Annotated in this window: 19 protein-coding genes; 9 read left to right on the forward strand and 10 right to left on the reverse strand. The window is 70.4% G+C overall.

The genetic code is table 11. The annotated features are described in order from the left end of the window. Window position 1 precedes the first annotated feature (1 nt). From NK718_RS03565 to NK718_RS03575, 3 genes are all read right to left on the reverse strand, one after another. The gene (locus NK718_RS03565; RefSeq protein WP_254738708.1) at window positions 2-1,600 is read right to left on the reverse strand and encodes an ABC transporter substrate-binding protein; all 1,599 of its coding nucleotides are present in this window, start codon (window positions 1,598-1,600) and stop codon (window positions 2-4) included. A gap of 75 nt (window positions 1,601-1,675) precedes the next feature. After that, window positions 1,676-2,728 (reverse strand): pyridoxal-phosphate dependent enzyme, encoded by a 1,053-nt coding sequence (locus tag NK718_RS03570; protein WP_254738710.1) that lies wholly within the window; start codon window positions 2,726-2,728, stop codon window positions 1,676-1,678. Then, a complete protein-coding gene (locus NK718_RS03575; protein WP_254738712.1) occupies window positions 2,725-3,186 on the reverse strand; it encodes a RidA family protein in 462 nt (153 codons plus the stop codon). Before NK718_RS03575 ends, NK718_RS03570 begins: the two co-directional genes overlap by 4 nt. 285 nt (window positions 3,187-3,471) lie before the next feature. On the opposite strand from NK718_RS03575, the gene NK718_RS03580 reads away from it, so the two are divergent. After that, on the forward strand, window positions 3,472-3,906 hold the full coding sequence (locus tag NK718_RS03580; protein WP_254738714.1) for a hypothetical protein: 435 nt from the start codon (window positions 3,472-3,474) through the stop codon (window positions 3,904-3,906). 7 nt (window positions 3,907-3,913) lie between these two features. On the opposite strand, the gene NK718_RS03585 is transcribed toward NK718_RS03580, so the two are convergent. Both NK718_RS03585 and NK718_RS03590 read right to left on the reverse strand, forming a co-directional pair. Then, complete coding sequence (locus NK718_RS03585) at window positions 3,914-4,339, reverse strand: group III truncated hemoglobin (RefSeq protein ID WP_254738716.1); 426 nt, start codon at window positions 4,337-4,339, stop codon at window positions 3,914-3,916. 8 nt (window positions 4,340-4,347) lie between these two features. Further along, window positions 4,348-4,506, reverse strand: a complete 159-nt coding sequence (locus NK718_RS03590) for a hypothetical protein (protein ID WP_254738718.1) — start codon at window positions 4,504-4,506, stop codon at window positions 4,348-4,350. 76 nt (window positions 4,507-4,582) lie between these two features. Between NK718_RS03590 and NK718_RS03595 the strand changes: the two genes are divergently transcribed. Both NK718_RS03595 and NK718_RS03600 read left to right on the forward strand, forming a co-directional pair. After that, entirely contained in the window at window positions 4,583-5,041 is a 459-nt protein-coding gene (locus NK718_RS03595) for an Rrf2 family transcriptional regulator (RefSeq protein WP_254738720.1), read from the forward strand. After that, a complete protein-coding gene (locus NK718_RS03600; RefSeq protein ID WP_254738722.1) occupies window positions 5,038-5,316 on the forward strand; it encodes a DUF6522 family protein in 279 nt (92 codons plus the stop codon). The genes NK718_RS03595 and NK718_RS03600 overlap by 4 nt, the downstream gene beginning before the upstream one ends. Before the next feature lie 6 nt (window positions 5,317-5,322). Here NK718_RS03600 and NK718_RS03605 read toward each other — a convergent pair whose 3' ends face one another. The 5 genes from NK718_RS03605 to NK718_RS03625 all read right to left on the reverse strand — a co-directional run bounded on the left by NK718_RS03605 (window position 5,323) and on the right by NK718_RS03625 (window position 10,987). Next, entirely contained in the window at window positions 5,323-7,587 is a 2,265-nt protein-coding gene (locus tag NK718_RS03605) for an FAD-dependent oxidoreductase (protein ID WP_254738724.1), read from the reverse strand. Between the two features lie 150 nt (window positions 7,588-7,737). Beyond that, window positions 7,738-8,856, reverse strand: coding sequence for an enolase C-terminal domain-like protein (locus NK718_RS03610; protein WP_254738726.1), 1,119 nt, complete (start codon window positions 8,854-8,856; stop codon window positions 7,738-7,740). Between the two features lie 43 nt (window positions 8,857-8,899). After that, on the reverse strand, window positions 8,900-9,679 hold the full coding sequence (locus NK718_RS03615) for an SDR family NAD(P)-dependent oxidoreductase (protein ID WP_254738728.1): 780 nt from the start codon (window positions 9,677-9,679) through the stop codon (window positions 8,900-8,902). 1 nt (window position 9,680) lies between these two features. Continuing rightward, complete coding sequence (locus NK718_RS03620; protein ID WP_254738730.1) at window positions 9,681-10,139, reverse strand: MaoC family dehydratase; 459 nt, start codon at window positions 10,137-10,139, stop codon at window positions 9,681-9,683. Further along, window positions 10,136-10,987: an IclR family transcriptional regulator gene (locus NK718_RS03625; RefSeq protein WP_254738732.1), complete on the reverse strand. Its 852-nt coding sequence runs from the start codon at window positions 10,985-10,987 to the stop codon at window positions 10,136-10,138. Before NK718_RS03625 ends, NK718_RS03620 begins: the two co-directional genes overlap by 4 nt. A 115-nt stretch (window positions 10,988-11,102) precedes the next feature. Between NK718_RS03625 and NK718_RS03630 the strand changes: the two genes are divergently transcribed. The 6 genes from NK718_RS03630 to NK718_RS03655 all read left to right on the forward strand — a co-directional run bounded on the left by NK718_RS03630 (window position 11,103) and on the right by NK718_RS03655 (window position 16,835). Beyond that, window positions 11,103-12,083 carry a C4-dicarboxylate TRAP transporter substrate-binding protein gene (locus NK718_RS03630; protein ID WP_254738734.1) on the forward strand — a complete coding sequence of 327 codons (981 nt, stop codon included), beginning with the start codon at window positions 11,103-11,105 and terminating at the stop codon, window positions 12,081-12,083. A gap of 63 nt (window positions 12,084-12,146) precedes the next feature. Continuing rightward, a complete protein-coding gene (locus NK718_RS03635; protein WP_254738736.1) occupies window positions 12,147-12,665 on the forward strand; it encodes a TRAP transporter small permease in 519 nt (172 codons plus the stop codon). Further along, window positions 12,662-13,957 (forward strand): TRAP transporter large permease, encoded by a 1,296-nt coding sequence (locus NK718_RS03640; RefSeq protein WP_254738738.1) that lies wholly within the window; start codon window positions 12,662-12,664, stop codon window positions 13,955-13,957. Before NK718_RS03635 ends, NK718_RS03640 begins: the two co-directional genes overlap by 4 nt. A gap of 11 nt (window positions 13,958-13,968) precedes the next feature. Then, on the forward strand, window positions 13,969-15,150 hold the full coding sequence (locus NK718_RS03645; protein ID WP_254738740.1) for an ABC transporter substrate-binding protein: 1,182 nt from the start codon (window positions 13,969-13,971) through the stop codon (window positions 15,148-15,150). Window positions 15,151-15,159: 9 nt separating this feature from the next. Beyond that, window positions 15,160-16,323: a CaiB/BaiF CoA transferase family protein gene (locus NK718_RS03650; RefSeq protein ID WP_254738742.1), complete on the forward strand. Its 1,164-nt coding sequence runs from the start codon at window positions 15,160-15,162 to the stop codon at window positions 16,321-16,323. After that, the gene (locus NK718_RS03655) at window positions 16,320-16,835 is read left to right on the forward strand and encodes a MaoC family dehydratase (protein WP_254738744.1); all 516 of its coding nucleotides are present in this window, start codon (window positions 16,320-16,322) and stop codon (window positions 16,833-16,835) included. The genes NK718_RS03650 and NK718_RS03655 overlap by 4 nt, the downstream gene beginning before the upstream one ends. The last annotated feature ends 2 nt before the right edge of the window (window positions 16,836-16,837 follow it).

Consider the following 16,837-nt stretch of genomic DNA (forward strand, 5'->3'; position numbering starts at 1 on the left):
CTCAGGCCTTGGCGCGCCGCACCACCGTGAACACGATGGGCCACACCTCGACGCCGGAGACGGACTTGCGCGCCGCCGAGACGTTCTCGTTCACCTGCAGCCAGATATAGGGGGCGTCGTCCCACACCAGCTTCTGCGCCTCGGCCAGCGCCGCGTTCTGCTTGGCCGGATCGGCGTCGGCGTTGGCGGCGGCCAGCGCGGCGTCGACCTTCGGGTTGCGATAGCGGCCGACGTTCCACACGTCGGGGCGGCCGGCGTCGTCCTTGTTCGCCTTGAACAGCGATTCCATGTGGTAGAGGCCCGACGCGTTGGACGGGTTGAAGCCGAACATCGCGAGGTCCCATTTCAGGCCGGCGCGGTCCTGCCGCAGCTGGTCCCAGTACGCGCCCTTCTCGATCTTGCTGATCTGGGCGTCGACGCCGATCTGCTTGAGCGAGGCGGCGACGATCTCGGCCACCGGGATGTCGCCGGGGAACAGGCCGTCCGGCGCGTAGAGATCGAGCTTCAGCGGCTTGCCGTCCTTCTCGACGATGCCGCTCGCGCCGGGCTTCCAGCCGGCCTCGGCCAGCAGCGCCTTGGCCTTGGCCTGGTCGAACGTGCTCTTGCCCACCGCGGCGTGGCCCACCGTGTCGAAGGCGAGCGGGCTGTCGGGCGCCTTGGCGAAGCCGAAGAAGACGCGCTGGGCGATGGTCTCGACCGGCACGGCGTAGTTCAGCGCCTGGCGCACGCGCACGTCCGCCAGCGGCTCGCGCGTCAGGTTGATGACGAGGCCGATGGGCCGCAGGCCGGGCTTGCGCAGCACCGTGACGTTGGGGTCCTGCGTCAGCGGCTGCACGAGCTGCACCGGCACGCTGTCGATGACGTCGACCGCGCCCGTGCGCAGCGCGCTGATGCGCGTCGCCGCCTCGGCGATGAACTTGAACACGATCTTCTGCGCCGCCGGCTTGCCGCCCCAGTAGCGGTCGAACGCCTTGAGCGTCAGCTCGGTGCCGGGCTTGAAGCTCTCCACCTCGAAGGGGCCGGCGCCGACCGGGGCCTGCGCGAAGCCCTTCTCGCCCACCTTGGCGATCTGCGCCGGCGAGACGATGGAGCCGGAGGCGTGCGCCAGCGAGTTGGGCAGCTGCGCGTAGGGCGCGCCGGTGCGGATGATGACGGTGGTCGCGTCCGGCGTCTCGACGGCGGTCACGGGGTCCCACAGCGGCCGGTTCGTCGGGTTGCGGGCCTTGTCCATCAACCGCTCGATGTTGAACTTTACCGCGGCGGCGTCGAGCGGCGTGCCGTCGTGGAACAGCACGCCGGGCCGCAGCTTCAGCGTGATCGACTTGAGGTCGCTTGCGAGCTGGAAGGACTGCGCCAGGCCGGGCACGATCTTCATGTCGGCGTCGAAGTCGAGCAGCCGGTCGAACAGGCACAGCGCCGCCTCGTAGCCGCCCGGATAGTTGCTGAACGCGCCCTGCGCGGGGTCGAGCGTCACGATGGACGTGCTCTGCCCGTAGGTGATCGTGCCCGGCGCGGACTGCGCCAGCGCGCGGGCCACAGGCTGCGCGAACGGCGCGACCGCGGCCGCGCCCGTGAGTCCCAGGAAATGCCGTCTGTCCATCAACCCCTCCCTCCAGAAGCGGCCGGGTCCTCGCGCCCGGCTCGTCGGACCGTCAGTTCGTTCGTCGCGCCAGCCTCACGGCCGGCGGTCGTCCAGCCACAATTCGTTCCAGGTGAAGTTCGCCGGCACGCCGCCGGTGTGGACGAACACCACCACGTCGTCCGGGCCGAAGCGGCCCTCGCGCATGTGCGCGACGAGGCCCGCCGCCGCCTTGCCGGTGTAGATCGGATCGAGGATCACGCCCTCGGTGCGCGCGAACAGCCGCACCGCCTCGTTGCCGGCGTCCGAGGGCTTGCCGTAGCCGGGCCCGACGAAGTCGGCGAAGTTGACGATCTCGTCCTCGGAGATCGTCAGGTCGAGGCCCAGCGCCTGCGCCGTCTCGTTGGCGATGGCGGCGGTGCGCGAGGGCACGTGGAACTCGTCGGTGGCGGTGACGCCGTGCATGGCGAACTTAACGCCCGTGAGGTGCTGCGCGAGCACGATGCCGGCCTGCCCCTTGCCGCTCGACGACATGTAGAACACGGTCGGCGACACGCCCTCGGCGGCGAGCTGCTCGATGACCTCCAGCGTCGTCTCGAGATAGGCGATGGCGGAGGCGACGTCGAACATCGGGTTGTCGTTGAGGATGTGCGGCCGGCCGCCCTCGGCGCGCACCTTGTCGGCGAGGTCGTCCAGCATGCGCCGCTGCTCGCCGCGCGAGGGGGCGAAATGAACTTCCGCGCCCAGCAGGTAGTCCATCAGCAGGTTGCCTTGGACGATGTTGGGGCGGTTGCCTTCCAGCACCAGGATGGTGCGCAGGCCGAGCTTGTTGCACGCCGCCGTCGTCTGGCGCGCCGAGTTGGACTGCAGGTCGAGCCCGACGATCACCGTGTCGGGGTTCTCGGCCATGCTGCGCGCCAGCCGGAATTCCAGGTTGCGCAGCTTGTTGCCGCCGAGCCCGATGCTGGTGAGGTCGTCGCGCTTGATGAAGACGCGCGGGCCGCCGCCCAGCGCCTTGGCGAGGTTGGGGGCCTCGGTGATCGGCGTCGGCCGCTCGATCAGCTTGACGCGCGGCACGCGGGCGATGGCCTCGCGGATGGCCGTGAAGTCCGGCGGCGTCAGGGGAGTGGGCTTGACCGGCACGTTCACGCTGCGACCTCCACGATGGCTTCGACCTCGACCGTCATGCCGTTGGGCAGCGAGCCCATGCCGACCGCCGAGCGGGCATGCCGCCCGGCCTCGCCGAACACCTCGACGAACAGGTCCGAGCAGCCGTTGATGACCTTGGGATGGTCCGTGAAATCGGGCGTGGCGTTGACCATGCCGAGGACCTTGACGACGCGCCCGACGCGCCGCAGGTCGCCGAGCGCCATTTCCATCACCGAGATCAAATAGAGGCCGGTGGTGCGCGCGTGGGCGTAGCCCTGATCGATGGAGACGTCGCGGCCGAGCTGGCCGGTGGCGTAGCCGCCCTGGCCGTCGCGCGGGCCCTGGCCGGACAGGAAGAGCATCCCGCCCGACAGCACGAACGGAACGTAGGTGGCGACCGGCCTGGGGGCCGCCGGCAACGCCAGCCCCAGCGACTGCAGCCTCTCGTAGGGGTTCACCCTGCGCTCTCCCCGCTGAACTGTGCTAATCTTCTTGTCGGGAGCGAGACATCCACAACAATGGAATAACGCTCCGAACTCTGGAACTCACTTTAACAGCTTGGCTCGTGGCGGCAAGGGGGTTGAGGCGGCGACGCGCCCCGCCGCCGGACGGCAGCCGGCGACGTGCGGCCCCCCATCAGGGTGTGAGAAAGATCAAGGCCGCCAGTTCAGTCCGATGATTTAATCGACCCGTCGTGGCGCACGGCCGGCGCGGGGCCACCGGCGCGCCCGGGGGAGGGTGCGATGGGCAGGCTTCTGCTGGCGGTGGTGGTCGGGACGGGCGCGATGCTGGCGGCCTCGGGCGCGGGCGCGCAGGGCAAGCCGGCGGACGCGTTGCAGGGCGCGTTCCAGGGCGCGTGGGTGGCGGACGGCACGTCCTGCGCCTCGGTGTTCGCGTCGACGCCGAGCGGCATGCGCTTCAAGAAGCCGGTCGACGCCTTCGCGCCGGCCTTCATCGTGCAGGGCAAGCGGATCGTCACGCCGCTCGCCACCTGCCGCGTGCGCAGCATGGCGCTCGACGAGAAGCGCGTGAGCATCCAGCTCGCCTGCGCCAATTCGGTATCCTACGCGACGACGAGCACCGTCTTCGCGCTGGCGGGTCCCGGCATGCTGGTGCGCTACCTCGCCGAGGGCGACGCCGGCCCCATCTACCGGCGCTGCGACGCGCCGGGAGGCTAGCGCGCGCTCACGCCAGCGGCGAAACCAGCTCGCCGCGCCGCAGCGCCAGGCCGTAGCGGAAGCTGTCGGCGATGCGCCGCGCGCGGGTGGCGAACACCTCCGCCTGCGCCGGGGTGCAGAGCTCGGCGAGCGTCTCGTCGAACAGAGCGAGCCAGCGGCGGAAATGGTCGTCGGTCAGCTCCGGCAGGCCCATGTGGGCCTGCAGCGGCCGGCCCTTGTAGTCGCCGGTCATCAGGGTGATCGAGGACCAGAAGTCACGCAGCCGCGCCAGATGCGACGGCCAGTCGTGGACCGCCGCCTCGAAGATCGGGCCGAGCGTCGCGTCGGCGCGCACCTTCGCGTAGAAGGCGTCGACGATGGCGGCGACGAGATCGGGGTCGACGCCGACGCTTCCGCCGGGCGACAGCGCGGCCTGGCTGGACGGTGCGGACATCGTCGTCCTCAGGCGAGCCAGAGCGCCACGAACGCGCCCACCAGGTTCCAGAACAGCATGTTGACCAGCGTCCGCGTCATGCCGCGGTCGTCGGCGCTCTCGACGCCGAGCAGGTCGGCGAGAAAATTGCCGGGCAGGAGGAAGCCCTTGGCGAGGACAGCGACCATGATGCGCTCCTTGGGATGCTGAAGTTGACGTACTCCCAAAAAGAGGTACTGTAAATACATCTTTTCGGAACCGCCCATGAAACTCACCTCGCACACCGACTTCGGACTGCGCGTTCTGATGAGCCTCGCGGCCGCGCCGGAGCGGCTGATGACCATCGAGGACCTCGCCGCGCGCCATCGCCTGTCGCGCAACCACCTGATGAAGGTGGCGAACAGCCTCATCCGGGCCGGCTTCGTGACGGGGCTGCGCGGGCGCGGCGGCGGGCTGCGGCTCGCCAGCGCGCCGGAGTCGATCCGCGTCGGCGACGTGGTGCGGGCGCTGGAGGACGACGTCGCGCTGGTCGCCTGCCTCGGCGACGAGCCCGCCTCCTGCGTGTTCACCGGCGTGTGCCGGCTCACCGGCGCGCTCGGCCGCGCGCTCGCCGCCTTCCTGGCCGAGCTCGACGCCGTGACGCTGGCCGACCTCGTCGCGCCGCGCCAGGCGCTGCGGGCGCGGCTGTCGCTGGCGACGGCGGGCGAGGGGGCCGCGCCATGAGCGGCGACGTCGAAATCCCGCTGGAGTGGGTCGCCTCCGCCTTCGGCCTGACGCCGGAAGCCGCGCTCGAGGCGATGCGCGCGGGCCGCATCACCAGCGTCGTCGAGAACGGCGTCGGCGAGGACGAGGGCCGCCGCCGGCTGACCTTCTTCAACGGCTCCCGCCGCGCCCGCATCGTGCTCGACGCGGCCGGCCGACCGGTGCAGCGCAGCAGCGTCGATTTCGGCGCGGCCGACAGCGCGATGCGCCGCGCCGGCGGCCCGCCGAGACGCTAGGGGCGGCTAGCTCTTGCGCAGGCCCAGCACGCGCGAGGCGACGCGGTAGCCTTCTTCCATGTGGTCGCGGATCGCGCCGGCGGAGAAATCGTAGTCGCGCGAGGGCGGTTCGTCGCGGCGCGCCTCGCGCACGAAGCGCGTGATCTCGGTGTCGGCGCCGCGGCCCATCAGCTGGATGAAGGGCGGCAGGTTGCGGATGCGCGCGGCGTCCTCCTCCGCCACGTGCGAGAGCACGAAGGAGACCAGCGCCCGGTACGACGCCTCGGTCTCGCGCTGGCGCAGATCGTTGCGCACGCGCTCGGCGTAGACGATCTCGTCGCGGCGCAGCAGCACCTCCACCATGTTGCGCGGCAAGGGCCGCGCGTTGGAGAACAGGTCGACGACGAAGACGCGCTTGCCGTCGTGGCCGCAGCGTTCGTTGACGAGGTCGAGCGGCGAATTGCTGACGATGCCGCCGTCCCAGTAGGCCTTGCCGTCGATCTCGGTCCACGGGAACCCCGGCGGCAGGCTGCCGCTGGCCAGCACGTGGTCGGGCGTGAGGTCGTCCACATAGCTGTCGAAGATGGCCAGCTTCGCGGTCGCCACGTCGACGGCGCTGACGAGCAGGCGCACCGGGCTGCGCTTGAGCGCCGGGAAATCGACATAGCGCGCGATCAGCTCGCGCATCGGCGAGGTGTCGTAGAGGCTCGTCCAGTTGGCCGGGTTCTCGAACACGCCGAGGCCGCTGGTCAGCCAGCGCGGCTGGAAGAAACCCGGCACGCCAAGCGTCAGGATCTGCGCCGCCGCCGCCGCGCCGCGCATCGCCGCGCCGGGCAGCCCGGCGATGGCGACCGAGAGGTCGTTCCAGAAGGCGGCCAGCGCCTCGGACGCGCGGCCGGGATGGCTCGCCACGATGGCCCCGTTGAACGCGCCGATCGACACGCCGGCGACGATGTCGGGCGTCACGCCGGCCTTCTCCAGCGCGCGCACGACACCCCATTCGTAAGCGCCCAGCGCGCCGCCGCCCTGCAGGATCAGCGCGGTCTGGCGGGGCAGCTGGTCGAGCCGGAAGGAGGGGTTGGACAACTCGCCCTTCACGCGGGCCAGGTTCACGCGGTGGCGAATCAGTCCCTCGGCCCAGCGGATTTCGTCGGGCTCGCGGCCCATGGCGAAGAAGGCGCGGGGCACGTCGTCGCGCAGATAGAACATCGAGAACGTCGTGCTCTCGGGGTCGCCGCGCGTCACCCAGTCCGACCCCTCGGAGGTCGCCCCCAGCACGCTGAATCCGGGGCTGCCGATTTCGCAGAAGAAGTAGGACACCTCGTCGAAGCGCAGCCGCCGGCCGAGCATGTTGCGGGCCGCGAGCCGGCCCTGCTTCACCGCGTTGTCCCAGTGCTCGATGTGGCGCTGGCGGGCGAAGATCGGGTCGTAGAACAGCGTCACGTCGCCGGCGGCGAACACGTCCGGCGCGCTGGCGCGCATCTGCTCGTCGACGACGATGTAGCCGTCCTGCAGGGCGATGCCGCTTCCTGCCAGGAACGATGTGGCGGGCAGCACGCCGATGCTCACCACCACGAGGTCGGCCGGCACGTTCTCGCCCGAGACGCAGCGCACCGCGCGCACGCGGCCGCGGCCGGTCATCGTTTCGGCGTTGTCGTTGAGGAGCACGCGGATGCCGCGGGACTCGGCGAGACGGCGGAAGCGGTCCGAAAGCGCCGGCTGCATCAGCCTGTGCAGCAGCACCGGCCCGCGTTCGACGATGGTCACCGCCAGGCCGAGGTCCCGAAGCGCGAAGGCGATCTCCATGCCGAGGAAGCTGCCGCCGAGCACGACGGCGCTCTTGGCCTTCGCGGCGGCCTCGCGGATGGCGCGTGCGTCGGCCTTGGTGCGCAGCGTGAAGACGCCGGGCAGGTCGGCCCCCGGCACGGCCAGCGTGCGCGGCTCCGCTCCGGTGGCGATCAGCAGCTTGCCGTAGCCGATGTGGCCGCCATCGCTCGTGCGCACGACGTGGCGCGACGGGTCCACCGCGACGACAAGCTGTCCGAGCCGAAGGTCGATGCGTTGCTCCTCGTAGAACGAGGCCGGGCGGATCGGGATTTCCAGCCGCGCCGGATCCCGCAGGCTCGACGCCTTCGACAAGGGCGGGCGGTGATAGGGCAGTTCCGTTTCGGCCGAGAGCAGGGCGATGGACCCGCCTTCCGACTCGGCGCGCAGCGTCTGCGCGGCGGTGACGGCGGCGACGCCGCCGCCGATGAGCAGGAAGTCGACCCGATGCGTCGGCGTGGAGGTCATGGGCGGGCGGTCCGGGCGGTCGATGGCGGGCTTCGGGGCGAAGTCCGGGTTCGCATTGGCCCGAAATCGCGGCGGAATCCAGCCCTATCGACGAACGGCCGACGCATAGCGCCTTTTCGTGAACGCAAGCTTGCGCCGCGTGCCGCCGCTTCAATCCCCCTTGAACACCGCGACCGTGCAGCGGTCGATCTCGTCCCAGTCCAGCTCCATGCCGAGCCCCGCGCCGGTGGGCACGCGCGCGACGCCGCCCTCGATCGGCAGCTCGCCGGCGAGGCCGAAGGCGAAGTCCTCGATCGGGTACAGCACCTCGAAGAACTCGCAGTTCCGGATCGCCGCGCAGCAGTGCAGGTTGACGACTTCCAGCGGGTGGAAGATCGAGGTGTGGACCTCGCAGTTGACGCCGAACGCCTCGGCGAGCCTCGCCGTCTTGAGCACGCCGGTGATGCCGCCGGTCCAGGACACATCGGCGCGCACCCGGTCGACGACGCGCGTGGAGATGCACTCGGCCACGCTGTAGGGGTGCTTGGCGATGACCTCCGTGCCGACCACCGGGATGTCGAGCACGCGGGTCAGCTCGCGCAGGGCGTGGACGTCCTCGTCGAACAGCGGCTCCTCCAGCCAGTGGTAGTTCATGCGCTCCAGCTCGCGGCCGAAGCGGATCGCCTGCTCGAGATTGAACGAGGCGACCGGGTCCGACATCAGGCAGTAGTCCGGCCCCACGGCGGCGCGGGCCGCCTCGTGGGCGGCGAGGTCCTCGGCCCAGGAGCGGCCGGGCGGGTGCAGCTTGTAGCCGGCGAGCCCCTGGCGTTGCGCCGCCGCCGCCTGCTCGCCGTAGGCCTCAGCCGAGCCCAGCACCATCGAGCTGGCGTAGATCGGAACCTCGTCCCGATACGCCCCGATATACTTGGCGAGCGGCTGCCCGGCCTGCTGCGCGCCGAGCAGCCAGAGGCAGACGTCGAACGGCCCGTAGGCGTAGATCGGCAGGTGGCCCCACCAGCGGTCGGCGACGCGGAAATCGTGCCAGGCCTTCTCGCGGTCGCGCGCGTCGCGGCCGAGCAGGAAGGGGCGCATGCTGTCGGCGATCAGCCGGCCCGCGCCTTGAGCGGAGCGGCCGGCGAAGCCGAACATCGACGCCGACAGCCCGGCGTCCGTCCCCACTGTGACCACCAGGAACTCGAAGCCCTGGAAATCGCCCGTGCGGTGCGCCGAGGCCCCGAAGCGCTCCGCCCCGCGCCGGCAGGCGCGCACCTCGACCGACGTGATCCTCATCGCGTTCCTCCCGGCTTCCTTTGTGTCGTCCCGTCCGCCCGTCTCAGGGAGAGAGCAGCCCGCCGTTCACCTCGATCACTTGCCCGGTGACGTAGCCCGAGAGCCGGTTGCTGGCGAGCCAGAGATAGGCCCCCACGCAGTCCTCCGGCGCGCCGATGCGGCCCAGCGGGATCGACCTCCGCGCCGTCTCGATGGCGGTGTCGTCGGTCAGCCGCTCGTGGATCGAGGTCATGATGAAGCCCGGCGCGACCGCGTTGACGCGCACGCCGTCCGGCGCCAGCTCGCGGGCGAGCGAGCGCGTGAGCGAGCTGACCGCCGCCTTGGCCGCCGCGTAGACGCCCGAACCCGGCCCGCCGCCGTTGCGCGCGGCGATGGAGCTGGTGCTGACGATGACGCCGTCGCCGGACGCCTTCAAGAGCGGCGCGGCGGCCCGGCAGGCCTCGAACACCGAGGTGAGGTTGAGGTCCATCACGGTGCGGTAGAAATCGTCGGGCGTCTCGCTGGCGCGCACGCGGGCGATCATGTCGCCGGCGTTGTTGACCAGGATGTCGAGGCCGCCGAGCCGGTCGGCGGCGCGCTCGACGAGCGCGGTCGCGGCGCCCGGCCGCGACAGGTCCGCGGATTCGGCCCACGCCTCGCCGCCCTCGGCCTGGATGGCGTCGACGACCTCCGCGGCGGCCTCGAAGTTGCGATGGTAGTGGACCACGACGCGCGTGCCGCACGCGGCCATGGCGCGCGCCACCGCCGCGCCGATGCCGACGCTGCCGCCGGTGACGAGCGCGCGCCGGCCGGCGAGGTCGGCGAAGCTCCAGGGGTGGGTCATGTCACGCCCCTCCGTCGTCGCGCATCTCGACCATCAGCAGGTGGTCGAAGGCGAGCACGGTCTCGCCGCGCTGGTTGATGACGGCGCCGCGCTCGACGACGCGGCCCTGGCCGGGACGCTTCGGGTCCGGCGTCTTCTCGGCGATGGTCAGCACGGTGTGGATGGTGTCGCCGATGAACACCGGCTTGATGAAGCGCATCCGGTCGTAGCCGTAGGTGAAGGCGACGGGGTTGATGACCCCCGCCGTCAGGCCGACGCCGATGGTCAGCACCATGGTGCCGTGCGCGATGCGCCGGCCGAACGGCGTCGCCTTGGCGAACTCCTCGTCCATGTGGTGCGGGAAGAAATCCCCCGAATGCCCGGCGTGGACGACGAAATCCGTCTCGGTGATGGTGCGGCCGTGCGTCCGGCGCTCGGCCCCCACCACGTAGTCCTCGAAATACTGGATCACGGTCGTCATTCGCGTCTCCCCCCTGCGTCGAGGCGATTCTGGTAGTCGCCGCCTCCGATCGCCCTGGTGATCTCCTCGGCCGCCGCGCGCATGCGCCCGCGCGCCACATCGACCTCCTGGCGCAGAGGCGCGACGGCGAGGAACGGCATCGCCAGAACCGCGGCGACGTCGCCGTGGGCGTCGAAGATCGGCCAGCATATGTCGATGACGCCGGCAAGCCACTCGCCGGCGACTTCCTCGAAGCCGCGGGCGCGGATGCGCGCCACCCGCGCCTCCACGTCGGGCGGCGCCTTGCGCTCGGCCCCTTCGGGAGTGGGAGAGCGGCGCGGCGTCCCGGCCTCGCAGCCGAAGGCCAGCATGACGCGCCCGGAGGCGGTCGCGCCGAGCGGATAGCGCGTGCCGGCGCGCACGAACACGCCGGCCGGGCCGGGCGCCTCGACGCTGAGCGACACCAGGATCTCGCCCTCGTCCGGCACCGAGAGATGGCAGGACTGGCGCAGCTCGCGGGCGAGGGCGCGCATCTCGGGCAGGGCGATGTCGGCGAGGCGCTTGGCGGGCGGATAGGCAGTCGCCAGCTCGAACAGCCGGGTCGACAGGCGGTACGTGTCGCCCGCCGCGCGGGCGATCCAGCCGCGCCGCTGCAGCACGGAGAGCACGCGGAACAGCTCGCTCGGCGAGCGGCCGAGCGTCTGGGCGATTCCGGTCAGCGTCACCGGCTGTTCCTGGCCCGCCAGGAATTCCATCACGTCGAGGCCCTTCTCCAGCGCCGGCACGGCGTAGACGCGCTGCGTGTCGCCGTCGTCGGCGGCGGCAGGGGCGATAGGCGCTTCCTCTTGCGGCTTGACAGTCTGTTTCATGCGTCCCTATGTTTGACATGCGAAAACGAATTTCGCCAGTGAAATAACACTTGAGGAAACGTAGCACCGCGGCGCGTCGATGGCGACGAACCGCGCGAGCCCGGAGGAGGAGAGAATGCGAATCAAGACGCTCGCGGCGGCGCTGGCCGCGCTCGCCGCGCTGGCCGCGCCGGCGGCCGCGCAGGACTTCAAGCTGCGGTTCGCGACCTCGGTCGCCAACACCCAGGAAGCTTCCTACAAGGAGATGGAGGCCTTCGCCCAGCGGGTGAAGGAGCGCTCCAAGGGGCGCATCGAGCTGCAGCTGTTCCCGGCCGAGCAGCTCGGCGCGCAGAAGAAGGTCAACGAGATGATCAGCTCGGGGGCCAACATCATGAACATGACGGACTACGGCCAGATGGGCCAGTTCGCGCCGGACGCCGGCGTGCTGGCCGGGCCGTACATCTTCGGCAGCGTCGAGGAGGCCAACCGCCTGTTCGCGTCGCCGGTGTTCAAGCAGGTCTCCGACCAGCTCGAGCAGAAGGGCATCAAGATCATCATGGCCAACGGCCTGTTCGGCGCGCGCCACATGATCGCCGACAAGCCCATCCGCAAGCCCGACGACCTCAAGGGCCTGACGATGCGCGTGCCGCCGTCGCCCATCATGGTCGAGACGTTCAAGGCGTTCGGCGCGCGGCCCACCGAGATCGCCTGGGGCGAGGTCTACAACGCCCTGCAGTCCAACGTCGCCAACGGGGCCGAGGCGCCGTTCGGGGCCATCTGGGGCTCCAAGCTGCAGGAAGTGCGCAAGATCGTCTCCAAGACGAACCACCAGATCATGTTCACGACCTGGGTGACGAGCGCCAACTTCTTCAAGAACCTGCCGCCGGATCTCCAGCAGATCCTGATGGAGGAAGGCAAGACCTCCGCCGCCAACCTGACGAAGGCGACGGTCGACCAGGACGACGAGTTCGCCAGGACGCTGGAGAAGGCGGGCGTGCAGATCATCTCCGACGTCGACGTTCCCGCCTTCCAGAAGGCCAGCGCCGGCGTCTACCAGTCGCTGCCCAACCTCACGCCGGGCTTCGTCGACAAGGCCCGCGCCGCGATGGCCAAGTAGGCCTGTCCGGACGCCCGGCTCGGCCGGGCGTCCGTTTTTTCCTTGGTGGACGGAGACAGAGCCATGGCCGCAGCCGACGAGCTGAGCGCGCCGCGAACGAGGACGCGCGACATCCTCGACTTTCCCCTGGAGGACGTCATTTCCGGCGTGTGCATGGTCGTCGTGGTCGGCGCCGTGCTGTGGGGCGTGCTGACCCGCTACGTGTTCCCGCAGCCGGCGGCGTGGAGCTACGAGGTGGCGACCATCGGCTTCGCCTGGCTCACCTTCTTCGGCGCGGCGGCCGGCGTGCGCTACCGGCTGCACTCGGACATCGACGTGTTCGTCGCCATGTTCCCGCAGGGGGCGCAGCGCGCCGTGGCGCTGTTCAACTTCTGGATGCTGGCCGCCTTCTTCGCCGCGCTGGCGGTGTTCTTCGCGGTGCATACCGTCGACGCCCACAAGTCGCTCACCATCGCGCTCAACCTGCCGCGCTCGATCATCTACGCGCCGCTGTCGCTGGCGAGCGCGCTGATGCTGCTGCGCCACGTCCAGGTGTGGCGCAATCCCGACCGCTTCCAGATGCACGAGGCGAACATCACATGACCGCGCTTTCGCCCTGGCTGCCCTCGCTCCTGATGTTCGTGCTGTTCGCGCTGCGCACGCCCGTGACCTGGGCGATGGCCATCCCGGCGCTGCTGTTCTTCGTGCTGAACCGGCAGGACGTCCCGCTCTCCACCTTCGCGCAGGAGCTGACGGAGGGGACGCAGTCGATCTCCCTGCTGGCCCTGCCGTTCTTCGTGCTGGCCGGCGCCATCATGAACGCGGCCGGCATCACGCGCCGCCTGCTCAACGTCGCCGAGATCCTGGTCGGCCACATGACCGGCGCGCTCGCGCAGATGTGCATCGTGCTGGCCACCATGCTGGGCGGGCTCACCGCCTCGTCGAACGCGGATTCGGCGATCCTGTCCAAGACCATCGGCATCCAGATGGCGCGGCGCAACTACTCGCCCGCCTTCGCCGCCGTCATCACCTCCTGCTCGTCGATCATCGCCGCGCTGATCCCGCCGTCGATCGGCCTCATCGTCTACGGCTACCTCACCGAGACCTCGGTGGGGCGGCTGTTCGCGGCCGGCATCGTGCCGGGGCTGCTGCTGGGGCTCGGGCTGATGCTGACCACCTGGGTGGTGGCCGTGCGCCGGGGCTACGGGCCCCAGCGCGACAAGCGCGCAACGGCGGCGGAAATCCGCCAGGCGCTGCTCGACGGCCTGTGGGCGCTCTCCATTCCCTTCGTGATCCTGTTCGGCACGCGCTATGGCATCTTCACGACGACCGAGTCCGGCGCGGTGGTGGTCGCCTACGTGCTGGTGATCGGGCTCGTCGTCTACCGCGCCTTCCCGCTGAAGGCGCTGCCGGCGATCATCCAGGACGCCGTGCTCGACACCAGCGCCGTGATGATCATGATCTGCGCCGCCTCGGCCTTCGGCTTCTATCTCGCCTGGGAAATGGTGCCGCAGAAGCTCGCCGCCGGCCTCGAGGGGCAGTGGAACCCGACATCGCTGCTGCTGGTCATCAACGTGCTGCTGATCATCATCGGCACCGCCATCGAGGGGTCGTCGGCGCTGATCGTGCTGACGCCGATCCTCCTGCCGATGACGCAGAAGGCGGGCATCGACCCGGTGCATTTCGGCGTGGTGATGGTGGCCAACCTCACCATCGCGGGCGTCACGCCACCGGTCGGCGGCATGATGTACATCGCCTCGCGCGTGCTCGGCGTGCCGATGCGCGACTACGCCATCGAGGTGTTCCCCTATCTGGCGATGATGTGCTTGCTGCTGGTGATCCTGAGCGTGTTCCCCGGGCTCACTCTGTGGCTGCCCAACCTCATGTACAACTGACGGAGAACGTGATGTCCGGCATCGTCCTGCGCGGCATGACCTGGGACCACCCGCGCGGCGTCGATCCGCTGGTGAAGGGCGCGCCCGCCTTCGAGGCCGCCCATCCCGGCGTGTCGATCGTCTGGGAGAAGCGCAGCCTGCGCGAGTTCGGCGAAGCCCCGCTGGAGCAGTACGCCGAGGTCTACGACCTGATCGTCGTCGACCATCCCTTCGTCGGCTTCGCCGCCGCGCATCCCTACCTGGTCGACTGGTCGCGGGCGCTGACGGCGGACGAGAAGGCCGCCTTCGCCGCCGACAGCGTCGGCCAGTCCTGGCCATCCTACGAGTATCGCGGCGGCGTCTGGGCGCTGCCGCTCGACGCCGCGACGCAGGTCTCGTCCTACCGGCCGGACCTGCTGCGCGCCTTCGAGGTCGGCCCGCCGGCCACGTTCGAGGAGGTGCTGACGCTCGGCCGCCGCGCCAAGGCGCGCGGCCAGTGGATCGCCACCACGGCTTTCCCCACGGACGCCATTTCCACCGTCATCTCGATCGCCGCCAATCTCGGCCATCCCATCGTCGACGAGACGCCGGTCTTCTTGCCCGAGGCGCTGGGCCGCGAGGTGATGCAGCGCTTCCACGCGCTGGCCGACGTGTCGCACCCGCGCTCGACCGAGATGAACCCGATCCGCTGCTACGAGGCGATGGTGACGGGCGACGACATCGTCTACTGCGCCTACGGCTACGGCTACACCAACTACGCCCGCGAGAACCCGCGCCCGCGCCTCGCCTTCACCGACGCGCCCTCGCATGGCGGGTGCGGCCCGGCCGGCACCCAGCTCGGCGGCACCGGGGTCGCCGTCAGCGCGCGCTCGCGCAACGTCGACGTGGCGATGGACTATGCGCGCTGGCTCGCCAGCGCCGAGCACCAGAAGGGCGACTATGTCCGCCTGGGCGGGCAGCCGGCCAGCCTCGCCGCCTGGACCGACGCCGGCAACGACGCGCTGTGCGGCGGCTTCTTCTCCGGCACGCTGGAGACGCTGCGCACCGCCCATGTGCGCCCGCGCTTCGACGGCTGGATCCCGCTGTTCGAGCACGCCGGCGAGCGCATCACCGCCTGCCTGCGCGGGGAGATCGCCGACGACGCGCTGCTCGCCTGGCTCAACGACAGCTTCGCCCGCGCCCAGGACGCCGCCGGCGTCGCGCGCTCCGCATAGGACATCACGATGCGACCACTCGAAGGCCTGCTGGTCCTCGACCTCAGCCAGTTCCTGTCAGGCCCCAGCGCCGCCCTGCGCCTCGCCGACCTCGGCGCCGAGGTGATCAAGGTCGAGCGGCCGGGGCAGGGCGACCTCTGCCGCCACCTCTACATCTCCAACCTGGAGCTCGACGGCGACAGCACGCTGTTCCACACCATCAACCGCAACAAGCGCAGCTACGCCTGCGACCTGAAGAACCCGGACCACGTCGCCCGCCTGAAGCGGCTGATCGGCCGCGCCGACGTGCTGATCCAGAACTTCCGGCCCGGCGTCATCGACCGGCTCGGCCTCGGCTACGACGAGGTGTCCCGCATCAACCCGCGCATCGTCTACGGCAGCGTCACCGGATACGGACCGGACGGGCCGTGGGCCGAACTGCCCGGGCAGGACCTGCTGGCGCAGAGCCGCTCGGGCTTCGTCTGGCTCAACGGCGACGCCGGGCAGGGGCCGATGCCGTGCGGCCTCGCGGTCGCCGACATGCTCACCGGCGCGCATCTGGTGCAGGGCATCCTGGCCGGCCTGGTGCGCCGGGGCGTGACGGGCAAGGGCGGGCACATCGAGGTGAGCCTGCTGGAGTCGATGCTCGACTTCCAGTTCGAGGTGCTGAGCACGCACCTCAACGACGGCGGCCAGCCGCCGCGCCGCTCGGCGGTGAACAACGCCCACGCCTATCTCGCCGCGCCCTACGGCATCTACCGCACGACGGACGGCTTCCTGGCGCTGGCCATGGGCTCGGTGACGAAGCTCGGCGAGATCCTGGGCTGCGCCCCGCTCGCCGCCTATACCGACCCCAAGAGCTGGTTCGACCGGCGCGACGAGATCAAGCGCATCCTGGTCGACCACATCGCGACCAACTCGACCCAGCATTGGCTCGACCTGCTGACGCCGGCCGACTACTGGTGCGCGCCGGTGATGAGCTGGGACGAGCTGCTGCAGCACGACGCCTTCCGCCGGCTCGACTTCCTGCAAGAGATCGAGCGTGGCAGCGGCGCGCGGCTCACCACCACGCGCTGCCCGATCACCGTCGACGGCGACCGCCTGCGGGCCCGCCGCGCCGCCCCGCGCGTCGGCGAGCACACGGTGGAGATCGAGAACGAGTACGGCCTCACCGAGGCGAGGAGCGACGCATGAGCCGCAACCCGAATCCAGACCCCGCCGCCCACGCCGCCATCCCGGTGTGGAACATGGAGACCTGGCTGTGGGAGGACGTGCCGATCGGCGAGCGCAAGCGCTCGATCCGGCGCACCATCTCCGAGGGCGAGGCCATGATGTTCAACGGCATGGTGCTCGACATGCACCCCTATGTCGGCGACGCCATCTTCGCCGAGAAGGAGGGCGTGTTCGGCCGCCGCCTCGTCTCGGGCGCGCAGGTGTTCAGCTACGGGCTGGGCCTGTTCGCGCACAACAACACCAACAGCTTCAGCTACGGCTACGACCGGCTGCGCTTCGTCAAGCCGGTCTTCATCGGCGACACGATCTACGGCATCCGCACCTGGCTGCGGAAGGAGGCGAAGTACCCGGAAATGGGGCTCGCCGTGTGCAGCTACGAGGTCTTCAAGGGCGAGGGCGAGTTGGTGCTCTATTGCGAGCACCTGCAGACCGTGACCTACCGCGACGCCGCCGCCGCGCGCGCGGGACTGTGATC

Source organism: Alsobacter ponti (assembly GCF_024294805.1).
GTDB lineage: Bacteria > Pseudomonadota > Alphaproteobacteria > Rhizobiales > Beijerinckiaceae > Alsobacter > Alsobacter ponti.

Bases quoted from the DNA above. Each gene is read 5' to 3' on its own strand.
- NK718_RS03565 (WP_254738708.1), bottom strand. From the start codon at position 1,600: ATGGACAGACGGCATTTCCTGGGACTCACGGGCGCGGCCGCGGTCGCG.
- NK718_RS03580 (WP_254738714.1), top strand. From the start codon at position 3,472: ATGGGCAGGCTTCTGCTGGCGGTGGTGGTCGGGACGGGCGCGATGCTG.
- NK718_RS03585 (WP_254738716.1), bottom strand. From the start codon at position 4,339: ATGTCCGCACCGTCCAGCCAGGCCGCGCTGTCGCCCGGCGGAAGCGTC.
- NK718_RS03590 (WP_254738718.1), bottom strand. From the start codon at position 4,506: ATGGTCGCTGTCCTCGCCAAGGGCTTCCTCCTGCCCGGCAATTTTCTC.
- NK718_RS03595 (WP_254738720.1), top strand. From the start codon at position 4,583: ATGAAACTCACCTCGCACACCGACTTCGGACTGCGCGTTCTGATGAGC.
- NK718_RS03600 (WP_254738722.1), top strand. From the start codon at position 5,038: ATGAGCGGCGACGTCGAAATCCCGCTGGAGTGGGTCGCCTCCGCCTTC.
- NK718_RS03605 (WP_254738724.1), bottom strand. From the start codon at position 7,587: ATGACCTCCACGCCGACGCATCGGGTCGACTTCCTGCTCATCGGCGGC.
- NK718_RS03610 (WP_254738726.1), bottom strand. From the start codon at position 8,856: ATGAGGATCACGTCGGTCGAGGTGCGCGCCTGCCGGCGCGGGGCGGAG.
- NK718_RS03615 (WP_254738728.1), bottom strand. From the start codon at position 9,679: ATGACCCACCCCTGGAGCTTCGCCGACCTCGCCGGCCGGCGCGCGCTC.
- NK718_RS03620 (WP_254738730.1), bottom strand. From the start codon at position 10,139: ATGACGACCGTGATCCAGTATTTCGAGGACTACGTGGTGGGGGCCGAG.
- NK718_RS03625 (WP_254738732.1), bottom strand. From the start codon at position 10,987: ATGAAACAGACTGTCAAGCCGCAAGAGGAAGCGCCTATCGCCCCTGCC.
- NK718_RS03630 (WP_254738734.1), top strand. From the start codon at position 11,103: ATGCGAATCAAGACGCTCGCGGCGGCGCTGGCCGCGCTCGCCGCGCTG.
- NK718_RS03635 (WP_254738736.1), top strand. From the start codon at position 12,147: ATGGCCGCAGCCGACGAGCTGAGCGCGCCGCGAACGAGGACGCGCGAC.
- NK718_RS03640 (WP_254738738.1), top strand. From the start codon at position 12,662: ATGACCGCGCTTTCGCCCTGGCTGCCCTCGCTCCTGATGTTCGTGCTG.
- NK718_RS03645 (WP_254738740.1), top strand. From the start codon at position 13,969: ATGTCCGGCATCGTCCTGCGCGGCATGACCTGGGACCACCCGCGCGGC.
- NK718_RS03650 (WP_254738742.1), top strand. From the start codon at position 15,160: ATGCGACCACTCGAAGGCCTGCTGGTCCTCGACCTCAGCCAGTTCCTG.
- NK718_RS03655 (WP_254738744.1), top strand. From the start codon at position 16,320: ATGAGCCGCAACCCGAATCCAGACCCCGCCGCCCACGCCGCCATCCCG.